Genomic DNA, 16,914 nt, shown 5'->3' on the forward strand with positions numbered 1-16,914 from the left:
GATATCGTTCAAGGACTGCGCAAGCCAGCTTGGCAGTCCTTGAACGATACCTCAGAACAGCCTGCGGCTTAGCAGTACAGCTCAGAAAAACAGAGAAAACCGAGAGACATTTTTAGATGGCTGAGGTGCATCCAGCTTTCACAGGAACTGTAAAAAAGACAACAACAAATTACACAATAATCCGTACAAAAAATACGTTTCTACGCAAAAAGAATGATGAAGATTGAGAGTTCGAATATTAGACCAGATCTTTTAAAACAACTGAAATCGTATGTTTATGATATCATCGGTTGTTGTCAGGACGTCCATAGAGAACTTGGTCCATGGCTGAACGAGTATATGTATCAGGAGGCCCTAAAAGTGGCGTTTCAAGAGAAGCAGCTACCTTTCATTAAAGAATACTATTTCCAAGTGTCTTATCACGGAGTTCCTTTGGAACACCGGCACTTCATGGATTTCCTTTGCAAAGGGAATGTTGTATTGGAATGCAAAGCCATCTCTTCTTTGGGCGCTGAGCAGCGCCAGCAGTTGTGGAATTACATGCGTCTAACCAATACTCCTATTGGCATACTGTACAATTTTGCACCCGTTAAAGACCAGTGTGAGAAATACTACTACGATGTGAATACCAAGACCATAACAGCATTTTAGTTCATAGTTTTTTAATGCATAATTCATAATTAAGAGTTCATAGTGCATAGTGCATAGTTCATAGTTCATAATTCATAAGGATCCTTTTTTTCTGTTTTTCTTTTTGTCTGATGATATCCTGTAAGGATTGATGGCATGGATGTAGGCTTTTATCTGGGTGCTTGCACACAAGTAAAAGGCTACATCCATGACATCAGAGACGTAGTCTCAACCAGACAAAAAGGGTTTTGAAGGTTTTGGTTAATAGTACACAGGGGTCTGCAGGTGACCCGAATTTTCTGAAAAATGACATATGTATCTCTGCGAGAGAAAATCACTTTTACAACTGTCCGGCCTCGACCATCAGTACGACTCGCTCGGTGAGACGGTCAACACCATTCGGATCATAGCCTTTTTTCAGGGAGGCGCCAAACATCCAGGCAAAGGCCTGCCACATGCCTGAGCGAACGGGACCGATGAAAGCCTGAATGGTTTCGTAGGCGGTAGCGTTGCACTCACGGTCAATGAGCTTGATGAGCAGTTTGCCCTGCGAATAAGTCAGTTTTTTCATTTTCGGCTTATACTCGGCCACAATAGCGGATTCCACTTTCTTCAAGTGAGCATCGCGCTCTTTCTGGGTGGGAAGCGTCTCAATATATTCGGCCGTTTCTATAAGCATCTGTCGGGCTTCCTTGGCTATGGGCAACACCTTTTTCACATTCTTCACCAGTCGCATATAGGCTTGTTCCTGCTTCTTGGTTTTGAAAGTAGGCTTGGGATAGACATAGACGTTCGACATCTCCATGTACTGAATGGAGTCGCCATCTACCAGCACCTTGCTCACTTTCACCGAAGGAGTGAGGGCATCCGAGACAGGTTCCTGCGCACCAGCAAACTGCAGTCCGGAACTTATAATAATAGCCAACAAGGGAAGTCGTTTCATCATGGCAAAGGTAGGCAATAAAAACAAATTATAGCTATATTTGCCGTAATTATATCTATTATTTTCAAAAATTTATCTATATTTGCCACAGAATACTAATCTAAAACAATGTAAGCCTTATGAAATCTTTGATTAACCGAATACTGCAAGACGGGCGCTGTCTGGAGGGTGGCATATTGAAAGTGGACCGTTTTATTAACCACCAGATGGATCCCTACCTGATGAAACAGGTGGCCGTGGAATGGATGAACCGTTTTGCGAAAGAGAAACCGACGAAGATTCTTACCGTAGAGGCTTCGGGCATTGCGCCGGCGGTGATGCTGGGCTATCTGATGGAACTGCCGGTGGTGTTTGCCAAGAAGAAGCAGCCCTCTACCATGAACGATTTCTATACGGCGAAAGTGCGCTCGTTTACCAAACAGCGAGAATACACGTTCATCATCAGTCGTGAATACCTGTCGGCCAACGACCGTGTGCTGTTCGTTGACGACTTCCTGGCTTTCGGCAATGCTGCACTGGGCATCATCGACCTTTGCCGACAGGCGGGTGCTGAGGTGGTTGGCATGGGCTTCATCATAGAAAAGGAGTTTCAAGGAGGCCGCAAACTACTCAACGAGGCGGGCGTCACCAACATCGACTCACTGGCCATCATCGAATCGCTGGAAGACAATCAGATTAAGCTGAAGGGGGTAAAGATACGCAAAGTGAATATCTATGAGGAAGCCAACAGGTGCTTGTTGTGTCAGGATGCTCCCTGCACCAAGGCCTGTAAGACAGGTGATCCTGCACGCGCCATCCGTGCCATTCGCTTTGACAATCACAAGCCTGCACTGCGCTGGGTGAAAGACTGTAGCGACGGCGACTTGGAACGTGCCGAACAGGCTTGTATTCACTACAACTGGCCCATCCGTATCAAAGAGATGTTGCGCAGTATTCATAAAGATGATGTGGACGACAGCAACTATCCTTCCCTTGCCATCGACTTCTGTGGCATACGCTGTGAGAATCCGTTCTTCCTGGCCTCATCGGCTGTATGCACCAACTATGAGATGGTGGCGCGTGCCTTCGAAGCAGGTTGGGCGGGCGTGTTCTATAAGACTATCTGCATGCAGGAAATAAAAGAGGTGTCGCCCCGTTTCGATGCCATGCACAATAATGCCACGCATGGCGACTTCTACGGTTTCCGCAACATGGAACAGTTGAGCGAGAATCCGGTAGAAATGGACTTCGATATTCTGCGCCGGTTGAAGCAGGACTATCCCACAAAAATAGTGGTAGCCAGCATTATGGGACAGAACGAAGAAGAATGGATGACCCTGGCCAAAATGGCCGAAGAGGCTGGCTGCGATGCCGTGGAACTGAACTTCTCTTGTCCGCAGATGAAATATGAGGGCATGGGCAGCGATGTGGGACAGAGTCCGGAACTGGTAAAGGAATATACGGAGTGCGTAAAGCGGAGTGTGAGGATTCCTGTGATACCGAAGATGACGCCCAACATCACCCATATCACGGAACCTGCTCAGGCTTGTATTGAAGCCGGTGCCGATGCTATCTCGGCCATCAACACCATCAAGTCGGTGACCATGTGTGCCGAGGCTGAAGTGGCTGGGCAGCGTACTATATCCGGTTATTCAGGAAGAGCTGTACGCCCCATCGCTCTGCGATATATCCTGGAACTGGCCCAGATGGAGAAGCCTGCCGAGCTGAGTGGTATTGGCGGTATTGAGACCTGGCGTGACGCTCTGGAGTTCATCCAGTTAGGCTGTAGCAATGTACAGGTATGCACAGCCGTGATGCAATACGGCTATCGCATTATCGACGACCTCATACTTGGTTTGCAGCGCTATATGGCCAAACGCGGAGTCACCCAACTGAGTCAGCTTGTAGGCGAGCAATTGCCAAAGTTCCTGAATCCTGACCATCTGGACCGTGACACCATTCTCTATCCCAAGTTCGACAAATCCCTATGTGTGGGTTGCGGACGCTGTGAGATGTCGTGCAACGATGGTGGTCATCAGGCCATCGTCTTCGACCACGAGACCCGTCAGCCACGCCTGATAGGCACCAAGTGCGTGGGTTGTCACCTCTGCCGCCTGGTTTGTCCGGCAGGAGCCATCGGCGTGAGCAAACGAATCAACAAAAGATAACGGCCCCTTAAAAGAAGAACTATCGCCGAAACTCCCAAAAATACTTTTTTATCTCAAATAATATTACATTTTGTTGTTTTTTTAGTACCTTTGCCGCATATTTATCATCAATAACAGTCAAATCGTAAACAAATGGCTTATACACGACTCTCTGCTGCCGAGGCTGCAGCAATGATCAAGAACGGCGAGAATATCGCCATGAGTGGATTCACACCCGCCGGTGTGGCAAAGGCAACAACAAAGGAACTGGCCAAGATTGCGGTGGCTGAACATGAGGCCGGACGCGAATTCAAAGTGGGCATCTTCACGGGTGCATCAACAGGACAATCGACCGATGGTGACATGGCTAATGCCCAGGCCATTAAATACCGCGCCCCCTACACTACTAATCCCGATTTCCGCAAACATGTGAACCTGGGAGAGATTCCCTACAACGACCTTCACCTGAGCCACATGGCACAGGAACTGCGCTATGGTTTCTATGGCGAACTGGACTGGGCTATCCTGGAAGTATGCGATATAGAAGAGGTGGGCAACGACTATCATGTCTATCTGACAGCTGCCGGCGGTATCAGTCCCACAGCTGCACGACTAGCAAAGCACGTGATTCTGGAGTTGAACTCATTCCACAATGCTAACGCTAAATTTATCCATGACGTTTACGAACCGCTTGACCCACCCTACCGCAAGCCCATTATGATTGAAAAGGTGAGCGACCGCATCGGTGTGCCCTACGTATCGATTCCTAAAGACAAAGTGGTTGGTGTGGTAGAATGTAACATTCCCGACGAAGCCCGTGCTTTCAAAGATAGCGATCCCATCACCGAGAAAATCGGTTTCCTAACCGCTGAGTTCCTGGTTGAAGAAATGCACAAGGGCCGTATTCCTAAGGAGTTCCTTCCCTTGCAGAGCGGTGTGGGAAGTACTGCCAACGCCATTCTGGGCGCACTGGGACAGGACAAGCACGTGCCCGATTTCAATATCTATACCGAAGTGATTCAGAACTCGGTGATTGAGATGATGCTCAATGGCCGCGTGAAAGACGCTTCAGCCTGCTCACTGACCGTTTCTAACGACTGTCTGATGCAGGTATATGACAATATGGACTACTTCAAGAACCACCTCACACTGCGCCAGAGCGAGATTTCCAATTCGCCTGAGGTGATTCGCCGACTGGGTGTCATCGCCATCAACACTGCCATCGAGGTTGACCTCTACGGCAATGCCAACTCTACCCATATCAGCGGTACGAAGATGATGAACGGCATCGGCGGTTCAGGCGACTTTATCCGCAATGCCTACCTGAGCATTTTCACCTGTCCTTCAACAGCAAAGGGTGGTCTGATCTCTTCGGTGGTTCCCTTCGTAAGCCATCAGGACTCGTCAGAGCACGACGTGAACATCATTGTGACCGAACAGGGTGTGGCCGACCTTCGCGGAAAGAGTCCTGCACAGCGCGCCGAAATCATTATCGAGAACTGTGCTCACCCCGACTACAAACAGCTGTTGTGGGACTACCTGAAGATTGCGAAGATGGGACAGACACGTCACAACCTTACTGCAGCCTTCGCCATGCACGACTCGCTGGCACGCAAGGGTGACATGCACCTCACCGACTTCTCAGAGTATCTGAAGTAAGTCTATTCATAGGAGATAAGGTTTCTGGGAGTTTAGAAGAAAATAAACTCCCAGAAACTCCACAAAATACCATTATATGAATCAAGAAGAAAAGACAAAAATAGAAGAGCGCATCGTTGATGTTCTGAAAACCGTCTATGACCCGGAGATTCCTGTAGATATCTACGAACTGGGCATGATTTACAAGATAGACGTGAAAGACAACGACAATGCCTCAGCAAGCGATAACGGCGTTGCCATCGTCGATATCGATATGACCTTCACCGCACCCAACTGTCCTGCGGCCGACTTCATCCTTGAGGATGTGCGCACAAAGGTAGAAGGCGTGGAAGGCGTAGCCTCTGCAAACATCAACTTAGTATTCGAACCTGCCTGGGACCAGTCCATGATGAGCGAAGAAGCAAGAATGGAACTGGGATTCTGATTCTCAGATGAGAGGTGAGAGTTGAGAACTGAGAGGTATGGTTAGACGTGCTAATACTTATACTTTACAGAGAAAACGATGGCAATGCGAAGAGAGCGAAGCATCTTGATGGATAAGTCTGAAGCTTTCACAGGAAGAATATTAAAGATGCACAAATATTTGCTCCAGGAAAAAGGCGAAAAGGTATGTTCTAGTCAAGTTGTCAGAAGTGGAACTAGTATAGGTGCTAATATCTCAGAAAGCAGAAACGCTCAAAGTACGGCAGATTTCATTCACAAGTTAAGCATTGCATTGAAGGAAGCCGATGAAACATTATATTGGCTGAAAAGTCTACATAATGGAGGATACTTAAATGAAAAAGAATTTATATCAATTTATAATGATGCTGACGAACTTGTCAAGATTCTCGTCAGTACAATCAAGACTCTTAAAAAGAAGGCTGGCATTCTATAGCTATCCTACTAATAGTAAGTCTAACCATACCTCTCAGTTCTCAACTCTCAACTCTCAGTTATGAAAAAGATCTATTTCCTTTCCGACGCCCATCTTGGTTCTCTTGCCATTCCTCATCGGAGGATGCAGGAGCGACGACTGGTGCGTTTTCTCGACGACATAAAAGACAAGGCCGCCGCCATCTATCTGTTAGGCGATATGTTCGACTTCTGGTACGAATATAAATATGTAGTGCCAAAGGGGTTTACTCGCTTCCTGGGAAAGATTAGCGAACTGACCGACATGGGGGTTGAGGTGCACTACTTCACCGGCAACCACGACATATGGGCCTACAGCTATCTGGCAGAGGAATGCGGCGTCATCCTACATAAGAAGCCGGAGACCACCGAAATCTACGGTAAGATATTCTACCTGGCCCACGGCGACGGACTGGGCGATCCAAACAAAAGTTTCAAACTAATCAAGAGCATCTTCCACAACAGTTTGTGCCAAGTGATGTTCTCGGCTCTGCATCCCCGTTGGGGCATGTGGTTCGGACTAAACTGGGCCAAGCAGTCACGCCTGAAACGCCCCGGTGGCGAAGAGCCGCCCTACATGGGCGAAGAGCGCGAACACCTGGTGCTCTATACTAAAAAATACATCCAGTACCACTCGAATGTGGATTTCTTCATCTACGGACACCGACATATCGAGGTTGACCTGCAACTGACCAAGAAGGCCCGTATGATGATACTCGGTGACTGGATCACACACTTCTCTTACATCGTCTGGGACGGGCAACACCTCTTCATGTCGCAGTACATAGAGGGCGAAAGCCAACTGTAGCTACTACAGAGACCGAGGCCAGACGGAGCGATGAGATAACGTAAAGAAAGGCCTTGATGATGAAAAAAACACTGATTCGCATCCTGAAGATTTCAGGAATCGCCATCCTCGTGTTGATAGTGTTCCTCGTTTTTGGAACATTAGTCCTTAACACGCCTACTGTTCAGCACAAACTGATGAAGCACTCCACCGCCCTGCTCTCTGAAAAACTGGAGACAACGGTGGATATTGACAAGGTGAATGTCAACGTGTTCTCACAAAGCTTAGAGATGCACAATGTGGTGATTGAGGACCTGCAGCACCGTGAGATGCTGAAGGTGGGCGAACTCGATGTTAAGTTTGAAATCATCCCCTTAGTAACCCAGAAACTGGTAAAGATCAAGTCGGCCCGCCTTATTGGCCTGAAAGCGTTTCTTTTAGGCGAACAAGGTGACGAGCCAGCCAACTACCAGTTCCTTGTCGAAGCGATTAAAGAAGACAAGGAGAACGCTATCGACGACCATCACGAAGAGCCTGACACGCTGAAGAGACCGAAGAAAAAACTTTCTTTCGATGTCAATAACCTGTTCTTGCAGGATATTGACCTGAGCTACAACGACAAGAAAATTGTTCTCGGTTCTCTTTACTATAAGAAGAACTTTCTGGAGGAAGCTACTGGCCAACTGACCGACCTCAGTTTTGAATGGAAGCAACAAACCAAGAAGGGGCTTCAGGACTGCAGGGCCTCTATAGACAGAATCAACTACAAAGGCGATAAGAAACAACATACGCTGGACATAGACCGCTTGCGCTTTAAGACCAACAATCACCTGCCCCGCAAGAACAGCGGGAAACCCAAGCGTGGAGCTTTCGATGCCGGACACCTCAACATACTGGCCAATGCCAAGATGAACATCGAACTGATACAACCCGACAGTCTTATAGCCACCATCACCCATCTTGACGCTAAAGACGACGATGCCGGTTGGCTGGTCAAGGATATAAACCTGCACCTCAATGCCAACAAGCGTCACGCCACACTCTCGGACATCAACATCAAACTGACAGAGACCACCCTGGCCATTCAGAAGGCCGAAGTGCAGTTGCCCAACAAGAAAGAGAACCTACCCTTCACCTATACAGCATCGCCCATCACAGGAAGAGTGATTCTCCGCGACATAGCCAAGCCCTTTGCACCCGTTCTGAGCAAGTTCGACATGCCGCTCACGCTGAATGTGGAACTCTCAGGCGACAGCACCTCAATGGACTATCAAAACATCACCGTGGCCACTGGCGACAAGCGACTCACCATTTCCTCTACCGGTACGCTGCGCCATCTGAAAGACAAGTATGCCCTGGCCATCCGGTTCCACGTCAACAAGATGACGGCCCGCAATGGTGTGGCCAAAGATATTATTGAGCTGTTTCCTGTCAAGAAGTTCATGATGAAACAGTTGCAAGCCCTGGGCACCATTCACTACACAGGCGACTTTGATGTGCTGTGGAAGAAAGAACAGTTCAGGGGACTGCTGAACACTAACGTTGGCGACCTGAACTTCCAGTTCCAGCTCGACGAGGCCAACAAATATCTGATTGGTTCAGCCTCAACCAGTAATGTTGAACTGGGAAAAGCGTTCGACGTGAAAGACCTGGGAAAGATAGTTTGCACCACCGATTTCCGTTTTGACATTCATAAAGGCCGAACGGCCGAAATGCGCCGCAAGTTAGGCGGCAAACTGCCTATCGGTGAAGTGAAAGCCAACGTGAAAGAGGCTAAGTACAAGAAGATAACCGTTCGCAACATCAATGCCGACATCAAGAGCAATGGTGCCGTTGCCATCGGAGACATTGCCATTCTGGGCCGTCACACAGACCTGCTTGCCTCGTTCAGTTTCACCAATACCGACTCCATCAGGTCCAAACTGAAAGTGAAGCCCGGCATCCGTTTCCACGGTCTCACAGACGAGCATAAACAGGAAAAAGCCGAGAAAAAGAGAAAGAAGAAAGAACAAAAGCTGTTGAAAAAACAGCAAAAGGAAATGGAGAAAGAACGTCGGAAGGCAGAAAAGACACAGGGGGATAACGCCTGACGGCGCTCCCCCCGTGCTACTAAATAACCAAATACAATTTACTATCTTATTACTACTTTCTTGTTCTTGTTCAGATAGATTCCCTTGGCAGGTGCCTTTGTTGCACGACCCATAAGATCGTAATACAAAGAATCGCCAGAGAAAGTATGACGCATCTCGCTGATACCAGTAAGAACACTTCCCTCTACGCTGATGCTAACTTCCGTATTTTCGGGCACAGCAAAGAAAGCGCTCAAACCCTTGATTTCTTCGCCTTCGGCAGGTTTCTTTAATGAACCATCCAACTGCAGCAGAAGGTTTGTACCATCGCTCAGCAGAGCCTGTTTGCCATAGGTACCAACAAACTGGACGTTGCCTTCGACTACACTCACAGGTGCCGACTGCGAAATAGTAAGGTCGGCGGTAAACGAGGTTGGTGCCTTCTCAGGATTGATCAGACAGGGCACACCGGCCTCAACAGTCGTTGCCAGTTCGAAATTAATCACATTGTTCACCACATTCTTAAATGCGGCAACCTTGGTATTGGCACCAAAGATGTCCGCAATCTGTTCGGCGGTGAGACTAAAAGGAACGCAAAGAGTGTTCCATTGATTTGCCGTGAGCGTTTTAACGGTTTTCACATCGGTGGTCAAAGGGGCTGGAAGAACAGACGACTCCTGAATTTCACTCAGAACGAGAGGCTCGTATGGCTGTTCACTCTGAAGCAAGCGGAAAGCATTTCCATTGCCAGCGGGCACATCATAGCAGAAAGCCTCATCCTCGATATAAGTAAGCGGATTCAGCTCTACATCCAGATAGCGTGCGCTTTCGCCGGCAAAATTGTCGAACAGGTCAACACTTAGAATGTTTCCCTCAGCATCGAAGTGAGTAAGCGTCAGGTTATCTACTTTTCCTCTATGCGTAGCATTATTAGAGCCATCGGCACGCAGTCCGACACCTCCGTCGTTCAGACGCTCCAAATCGGTCATGTCACACTGAACGAACGAATTCTGTAACTTTCCGTCAATATAAGTGTTGACAATATTTCCATCGACCTTGATGGTTACGTGATGCCACTGGTTCAGAAAGGCATCGCCGTCAAAATCAGGGAAATTAGCGCTGGCAGCATGTGCTTTCCAATTCTCGTTTCCATTGTCCAGATGGTAATAGATGATGGTGCGGTTCTGGTTCTCATACCAGGGCGACAGCTGCCACATATAGTTGCTGCCGTTCTTACCAATGCCAAATACCAAAGAGAGGAATCCCTCCTCGATATACACGTCGGCATCAACGGCATAGTGCATATCTACAGCATCAAGAAACATATTCTTCGGGAAGTACTTCACCTCGCTCAGGTTGCGTCCCTCTGTGGTAATGGTGCCGTTCTCCCAAATGGGGTCGTTCTGCCAGTTGCCATCGGTAGTTTCGAAATCCTCATAATAGAGGATGCGCCCCGAATCATCGTCAGTAATCTTGAAATAGTCATAGCTGGCCGATTCGTTAGTATTGCCGTCGTGGTCCTGTCGAGTGCCTACCATACCAAAGCGGAAATTTCCGTCGCGCGAGTCAATGAGCACATCGATATCATCGTCAGCCTTTCTCAGATAGGTATCGGCATGGGTACCATTGTCACTAACGACAATCTTTGTTACAAACCAGTCGGTAGTGTTCAGCGTTACGCCATAGTTTCTGGTATCTATCTCGCCCAGAAGAATACCGCCCACCTTCCAGTCGTGAGGGCGGAAAAGAGATTTTGTTCCGTCCTGACCCACATTGAACTGCCACATGCAGATAGAGCCTCCAAAACCCTCGAACACGCGGAAAGCGAGTCCGGCACCCACGGCATTGATCTTGAACTTGGTTTCGATGGTGTAGTTGTCCGAAATACGGTAACCCCACGCACTAACTCCCACCATCAGAGTGGCTAAACATGTTAAGAAAAATTTTCTCATAATTGTTGGTTTTTAGTTTTTAATAATAAGGTAATTAAAAATGATTATAATGTTGAGTTGTTTTTTATCGAATCATGCTATACTTCTTTCCTCCGGCAATGGCTATTCCATGAAACGGCTTTCCCTCTGGAACGGGCCGCCCGTCAATGTTCCAGAATTTGGACGACATGCTATATACATGAAGAGCATTTACAGCACTCGGAACCTTATTGAGCCACGCCAGCACATCGTGCGACATCTGACCTTCCACCTTGAGCCATCCCGAGACGACAGAGCCGGCAGAAAAAGGATTGCTATTACTGAAATCGGCCGTAAACACCTGTGTTTCCCTGATGGTATTATCAGTGGGATTGCTGGTAAGAGTAGTAATGCACACATCGTCAAAGCGGGCTATCTCTGTTTTTCCGAAAGCATCATCATGGGCCTGGCGGAAACCTATTCTCCCAAAGACGTAACTACCTCCGCGTTCGTCAACCAGCACATCGTTGATATAAGTCTTGATATAGGACTCCTCCTCAATCTCGAGCTTCAGGCGAAACGGACTTCCTATTTCAAGACCGAGCTCGGCAGGCAGGTCTATCTCGCCCAGCACAGAGGGATTGCCCCCCATCCAACGGTGAGGGCGCAGGCGTGGATGCTGTGGATTGGACATATTGATCTGCCACATGCAGTAGTTCTGCTGATCGGCAATACTGAAACAGACTCCTGCAGAGAGTTGATCCACCTCAGCCTGCATCTCGATAGTATATGACTGCTTCTTTTCTACAGGCTCAACAGGTGAGCCATTATCCAACAACAGTCCTTCTTCCACCAGAAACACCGACTGACAGGGACGGAGCTGCAAACGAAACTCAACAAAACCTTCATCGACGGTATTCAGTTCAGGAACAACAGTCTGGCCTGTATGCGGATTGAGCAGCACGAATTTAGAGGCTGCCGTTCTTATGCGAATGGTATTGGTGGCCGATGTGGCATCAATATTGCCGAAATAGAACACCTCACGCCCGTCAATCACCTTGTGAAGATAGTTGAACGGATGGGGGCCGTCACTGAATGCCACATCACGCCGGGGCAGGAGTTCACTCATCACGGCACCCAAGGTCTCGACACTTGGTACCGGAATGAACCGGGCTTTGTTGACTGCCGACTCAAGCATCCGATTGACAATCGCTTTCACTTCGTCATCGCCTTCCTCGCCATCGGCAGCCTGTTGAGGATACTGCGTGGTGAACACTACTTTCACCCCCTCGTTCCAGGCCTGTTCTATCTTGCGAAGGTTGGCCAATGAAATCACTTTTACACCAGGAAGGAGTATCATGTTGAAATGCTCGGTATTCACCTTGTTGCTCATCACAAGCTGACCATTGGCCACAGTACAGCGATCATCCATGGTCTCGGGATGAAGATAGGTAAAGTCGATACCTAAATCGTCGGTCAACAGATGTGAGATACGGGGATAGTCGGTACCTTCCACTTCCACACCGCCTTCGTAATATCCTTTCGGACCATCAAACTTATGTCCGGCATACTGTGTCTGAATAGGATACAGAACGGCCACATCGGCCACATGGCGCCCCGGGCGTTCCAACACATAATTCAGTCGCGCAAGGAAACGGTTGAACGCAGGCAGTTCGCTGTTGTAGAGCGGATTTCTCCACGATAGCTCAGGCAGGAACGTCACATCCCTGTCGTTATACCATACGGCATGGGGAATCAGGTGGTTGATGCCTTTGGTATATTGCTCAATAGCTGTCTCGTAGAGTTTCTCAACGGGGATGTTTCCCATCGCACCGAAAGTCTCCGACATTACATACGTCTTGTCCCAGTTGTTGGCCGATGACGACACCACTTTATAGAAATCTTCCGTAGCACGCCCGTTGCCTATCTTGTCGATGCCGGGCATACCGAGATACTTGCCTACCAGCATCAGGTCGCCTGCCACACTGGTGGGATTGGCTATCTCTTCCTGATCCTGATGGCCAGTGGCCAATATACCATGAGCCTCAGCCCAGTCGCTGATGGTCTTCATGAATCCCTCACTATAAAGGGTAGAGTGAAGGCCGAACATCAGATTGCGGGCATAGGCTGTCTTCGGTCCTATATCATACCACAGAGCGGGATAGAGCATCTCGGGAGAGAAGCCATAACGCTGTTCAAACTGCTCGTTGAAATCATTAGTCCACATGCGGCCTTGTGCACGGTACATCGTAGGCTCGTCAAAAAAGGTAGAGACAATGGCTTTACCAAAGTGCTCGCCGAAATGGCGATAATAGGCCTCGTGAGTATCCTGCACAAACAGGCTCACAGCCTCCTGCGACAGGTAGTCAACATTGGGATCGCCATCCGCCACACACTGAAACACCATCACACGCCAGTTGCTGCTCTCAGGTGCCGTCCATTTCAGATGTTGGGTCTCGGCGTCATAGTATTCACGCAGGGGTAGAATTTCCTTTGTGGTTTTGTTCCATGCCACCAGCGACATCAGTTTGCCACTCAAAGGCAGCTTGCGGTCGAAGGTAGCGCCGCTGCCCACCATATATTCCATCTTGTCCAGTCGCTTGATGGTGTGGTCGGGATGATTGTTCTTAAACGTAGTAACGCCCGAGCCGTTGATAGCCCCCATGCTGCCGCTTGGAAAGCCATACTCATCATATATGGACATAGAAGCGCCGTGCAAACTGGCGTAGTCAACAGCCATTTTGTAGAGATTGAAATAATCGGCCGACAGATACTGAGGACGGAATCCTTGCCCGAAAGGCAGGATTGCACATCCTCCGTAGCCGTCTTTTTCGATCATTTGTTGAAGTTGTTGTTCAAGTACAGTACCTGAAACTCGTGTGTTGTTCCAAAACCACAAGGGTATTGGACGCCATTTCATGGAAGGTTTGGCAAAATCTGCCGTCGTCAGAAGTGGTGCATCATCGGCCGACATGGACAATGAAATCATCCAACAGCCAATCATCATCATCAAAAATCGTTTATACATTATTACTTATATATAGATGTTAGTTAAAAAATTCAATTTATAGTTTTTGATACTATGGTTAAAAGGTTGCAATATGCTACTAAATCTTATTTTCGGTGCAAAAATACGCAAATCAACGCTTCAAAAAGTATAATTTTTGATATTTTAGGTATAAGATATGATTAATCCAAGAAAAAGTTATAATTTTGCAGTCAGAAAAGAACTACTATTATTATCAAGACATTCTCAGGATGCAAAACAGCAAATATCTCGTTGCCAACGAACAGAGCCGAAAACTGGGATTGGCAGTCAGCACCGTTGGGCACGAACACTTGAAACCCTTCGAGCACTACCCCACCAGCGGACACGCCAAGGGCTATTACTTCAACACAGCCACAGGCAGAATACTCCAGGAATATCAGATACTGTTCATTGTAGAAGGCGAAGGAGTGTTCTCGTCGAGCCATGTGACCGACGTAAGAGTAAAGGCCGGAAATATCATTATGCTATTCCCGGGAGAATGGCACAGTTATCATCCGGATGCTGAAGTGGGATGGAACCTGTATTGGATAGGTTTCAAAGGCGACATCATCAACCCGTACTTAAATGCTGGAATACTGTCGGCAGAAAAGCCCATCTACTATGTAGGACAATCATTGGAGATCACGAACCTGTACGAGTCGGCCATTCATCTGGCCGAAGAAGAGCAGATGTGCATGAACATGGTACTGAGCGGCATAGTGCTCCACCTCATCGGAATGATTCACTATCAGGAACAGAGTCTTGTTCAGATTGACCACGACGAGAATATTGAACTGATCACAAAGGCCCGTTCGCTGATACGTGAGAATATCGAGACCGACCTCTCCATTCAGGATATTGCCACCCAGTTAGGCACCAGCTACAGCAACCTGCGCAAGCTATTCCGCAAATATACAGGTATGCCGCCTACACAATACCAAAACGAGCTGCGCCTTCAGGAGGCTTGCAATCTGGTGACATACACCAATCTGCCCATCAAGGAGATTGCCTATCGCCTATTCTTCGACACCCCTCAGTATTTCTCTATCACCTTCAAGAAGAAGACTGGTTTCACTCCGCATGAATACAGGGTACTCTCACGGCGTAAAGAATAAATCACTGGGGAGGTTGTCTTGAAATAAATTCACCGAATTCACTCAAACAACCTGTCACCAGTAATCTTTTAATTAATCCAAGAAAAAAAGAAGGGAACTCCTATGCGCAAACTATTCCTTGAACACGATTCTGTCGGCCAACTGTAGGAAGTAGTCGTTCGACCAAATATCCAGTTCGTGAGGGTTATCTACAAAACCTATAACATCCTCCTTCACTCGCTCAATGTCTGTTGTTGATAACTTTTCGCGGAGTTGACTCATAAAATCTTCTTTGCTAGTCTCCTCACCACTAAATACATGGATGCGCTCTTGCAAGTGCTTGAAATCGAGAGGCACATTCCATCGGACATACCACTCGAAGTCATACCAGTCGCGACCTTTTACTCTGCGTTGCCAGGCCCTATAAACCAATGCATGCATTTTGCCGGCAAAGAGGTCGGGCAACGTAAAACAGCGCGTCATAAACGAATATGGCTGTTGCAGAGCCAATTGTTCAGTTTCAAAAGCCAAAGGCGGATCTGTGTCAAGTTCAAGTTTCACCTTTACCGTTTTCTTGGTCTGAAACTTTATGTCGTAAACCTCTGTATTCTCCTTCAGGAAAGCCGATTCTACACGCCCGAAGATTTTCTTTTCCTTCTTGACGATGCTCACTTCATGACCAGCTAAGCGAAACTCTTCAATAATGGCAGGGAAATAATTCTCGATATGAATATCATTGCGTTTCTCTATCAGAGAGAAATCCATATCCTCAGAAAATCTTGGCAGATTGTGAAATAGTCTCAGACAGGTGCCTCCATAAAAAGCAGCATGCTGAAAGAAGCCCCCACGATGTAGTCCTGCCAGGGCTATGTGTTGCATCACTTCCTGTTCTACATTAGGCGTAGCCGTACCCCGCTTTTGGGTATAAGCAGCTACCATCTGATCATAAATCGTCATCGTTTCAGAATTTTGACAAGGTTATTCAATATATTCTCCTTCCGTCCAAACTTTGCGCAAGCCTCGATTATGTTGACATTGAACGTGGGCAGCTCGTCCATGTCGAAACGGATATCCTCTTCCAAGTATTGCCAAAGGCCTTTGACAGACTGGTGAGGCAGATAGGTGTCGTGGAGTATTAAATCGCAGAGAGCCTTTTCACGACTGGCTATCAGAAAAGAGACACCATTTTCTTCTACGCTATCGATGCCAATGGCAAAGTATTCAGGCTTTACCTGCTCGTACGTGAATCTTCCTAAGGAGTTTTCAAACTTACGGGAGTGCTTGGTAGTAACAGAAGTCATCGTATAAACCTGCTCGGGTATCAGTCCGTACCAGCGAAGCGCCCATTGTTGAGACACATACGAAGGACCATAAATATGATTGGCACAGAGGCAGGCATTCACAGGCTTCCTACTTACCTCTTCGCTCACCACATAGAGTCCGCGTTTCAGACGAATAAGCTGTCCTTCTTTCTCTAGAGCCCTGATCTTTTCGCTGGGTGACAACAAGTAATCATAGCAAGCAGCAATGGTGCCTGTCTGCACAGGAACATTCCCAAACTTTACTAACGGGTTTATCTTCATGTCATATATATTTAGATGCAAATCTAACAAATCCCGTACACTTATCCAAGTTTTTCCTTGTTTTCTGTGCGAATTTTAATAATTTTTATCCGTATTCTGATTTCCACAAAAACAGGTGCCAATTCCTCCCTGACTCCTAAAGCGCACAAATGATGGCGCCGCTGTCGAGATTAAGACAATCTGAAAAATAA

13 protein-coding genes and 1 pseudogene are annotated in these 16,914 nt (G+C 47.6%); 9 read left to right on the forward strand and 5 right to left on the reverse strand.

Features of this window, described 5'->3' with window-relative positions:
* Positions 1-213: 213 nt before the first annotated feature.
* Positions 214-651 (forward strand): GxxExxY protein, encoded by a 438-nt coding sequence (locus L6475_RS13665; protein WP_237820971.1) that lies wholly within the window; start codon positions 214-216, stop codon positions 649-651.
* A gap of 319 nt (positions 652-970) precedes the next feature.
* Here L6475_RS13665 and L6475_RS13670 read toward each other — a convergent pair whose 3' ends face one another.
* Positions 971-1,576, reverse strand: a complete 606-nt coding sequence (locus L6475_RS13670; RefSeq protein WP_370641611.1) for a DUF4294 domain-containing protein — start codon at positions 1,574-1,576, stop codon at positions 971-973.
* Positions 1,577-1,692: 116 nt separating this feature from the next.
* Between L6475_RS13670 and xpt the strand changes: the two are divergent.
* The 7 genes and pseudogenes from xpt to L6475_RS13705 all read left to right on the forward strand — a co-directional run.
* Positions 1,693-2,259 (forward strand): annotated as a pseudogene (gene xpt, locus L6475_RS13675) (xanthine phosphoribosyltransferase); the annotation flags it as partial.
* An 18-nt stretch (positions 2,260-2,277) separates the two neighbouring features.
* The gene (gene preA, locus L6475_RS13680; protein ID WP_370641683.1) at positions 2,278-3,720 is read left to right on the forward strand and encodes an NAD-dependent dihydropyrimidine dehydrogenase subunit PreA; all 1,443 of its coding nucleotides are present in this window, start codon (positions 2,278-2,280) and stop codon (positions 3,718-3,720) included.
* A 132-nt stretch (positions 3,721-3,852) separates the two neighbouring features.
* Positions 3,853-5,358: a succinate CoA transferase gene (locus L6475_RS13685; protein WP_237820973.1), complete on the forward strand. Its 1,506-nt coding sequence runs from the start codon at positions 3,853-3,855 to the stop codon at positions 5,356-5,358.
* A gap of 76 nt (positions 5,359-5,434) precedes the next feature.
* Positions 5,435-5,782: a metal-sulfur cluster assembly factor gene (locus L6475_RS13690; protein ID WP_237820975.1), complete on the forward strand. Its 348-nt coding sequence runs from the start codon at positions 5,435-5,437 to the stop codon at positions 5,780-5,782.
* Positions 5,783-5,890: 108 nt separating this feature from the next.
* Positions 5,891-6,235, forward strand: a complete 345-nt coding sequence (locus L6475_RS13695; protein ID WP_237820977.1) for a four helix bundle protein — start codon at positions 5,891-5,893, stop codon at positions 6,233-6,235.
* Between the two features lie 60 nt (positions 6,236-6,295).
* Positions 6,296-7,060: a UDP-2,3-diacylglucosamine diphosphatase gene (locus tag L6475_RS13700; RefSeq protein WP_237820979.1), complete on the forward strand. Its 765-nt coding sequence runs from the start codon at positions 6,296-6,298 to the stop codon at positions 7,058-7,060.
* Between the two features lie 56 nt (positions 7,061-7,116).
* Complete coding sequence (locus tag L6475_RS13705) at positions 7,117-9,129, forward strand: AsmA family protein (RefSeq protein WP_237820981.1); 2,013 nt, start codon at positions 7,117-7,119, stop codon at positions 9,127-9,129.
* Between the two features lie 41 nt (positions 9,130-9,170).
* On the opposite strand, the gene L6475_RS13710 is transcribed toward L6475_RS13705, so the two are convergent.
* Together L6475_RS13710 and L6475_RS13715 are read right to left on the reverse strand one after the other, a co-directional pair.
* Complete coding sequence (locus L6475_RS13710) at positions 9,171-11,060, reverse strand: LamG domain-containing protein (RefSeq protein ID WP_237820983.1); 1,890 nt, start codon at positions 11,058-11,060, stop codon at positions 9,171-9,173.
* A gap of 64 nt (positions 11,061-11,124) precedes the next feature.
* Positions 11,125-14,046, reverse strand: a complete 2,922-nt coding sequence (locus L6475_RS13715; protein WP_237820985.1) for a glycosyl hydrolase — start codon at positions 14,044-14,046, stop codon at positions 11,125-11,127.
* Between the two features lie 230 nt (positions 14,047-14,276).
* On the opposite strand from L6475_RS13715, the gene L6475_RS13720 reads away from it, so the two are divergent.
* Positions 14,277-15,161 carry an AraC family transcriptional regulator gene (locus L6475_RS13720; RefSeq protein ID WP_237820987.1) on the forward strand — a complete coding sequence of 295 codons (885 nt, stop codon included), beginning with the start codon at positions 14,277-14,279 and terminating at the stop codon, positions 15,159-15,161.
* A 111-nt stretch (positions 15,162-15,272) separates the two neighbouring features.
* On the opposite strand, the gene L6475_RS13725 is transcribed toward L6475_RS13720, so the two are convergent.
* Together L6475_RS13725 and L6475_RS13730 are read right to left on the reverse strand one after the other, a co-directional pair.
* Positions 15,273-16,097 carry a nucleotidyl transferase AbiEii/AbiGii toxin family protein gene (locus L6475_RS13725; RefSeq protein ID WP_370641612.1) on the reverse strand — a complete coding sequence of 275 codons (825 nt, stop codon included), beginning with the start codon at positions 16,095-16,097 and terminating at the stop codon, positions 15,273-15,275.
* Positions 16,094-16,723, reverse strand: a complete 630-nt coding sequence (locus L6475_RS13730) for a hypothetical protein (RefSeq protein ID WP_237820989.1) — start codon at positions 16,721-16,723, stop codon at positions 16,094-16,096. Before L6475_RS13730 ends, L6475_RS13725 begins: the two co-directional genes overlap by 4 nt.
* Positions 16,724-16,914: the final 191 nt, after the last annotated feature.

The sequence above is a fragment of the Prevotella sp. E9-3 genome (genome assembly GCF_022024015.1).
In the GTDB taxonomy this organism is placed as follows: domain Bacteria; phylum Bacteroidota; class Bacteroidia; order Bacteroidales; family Bacteroidaceae; genus Prevotella.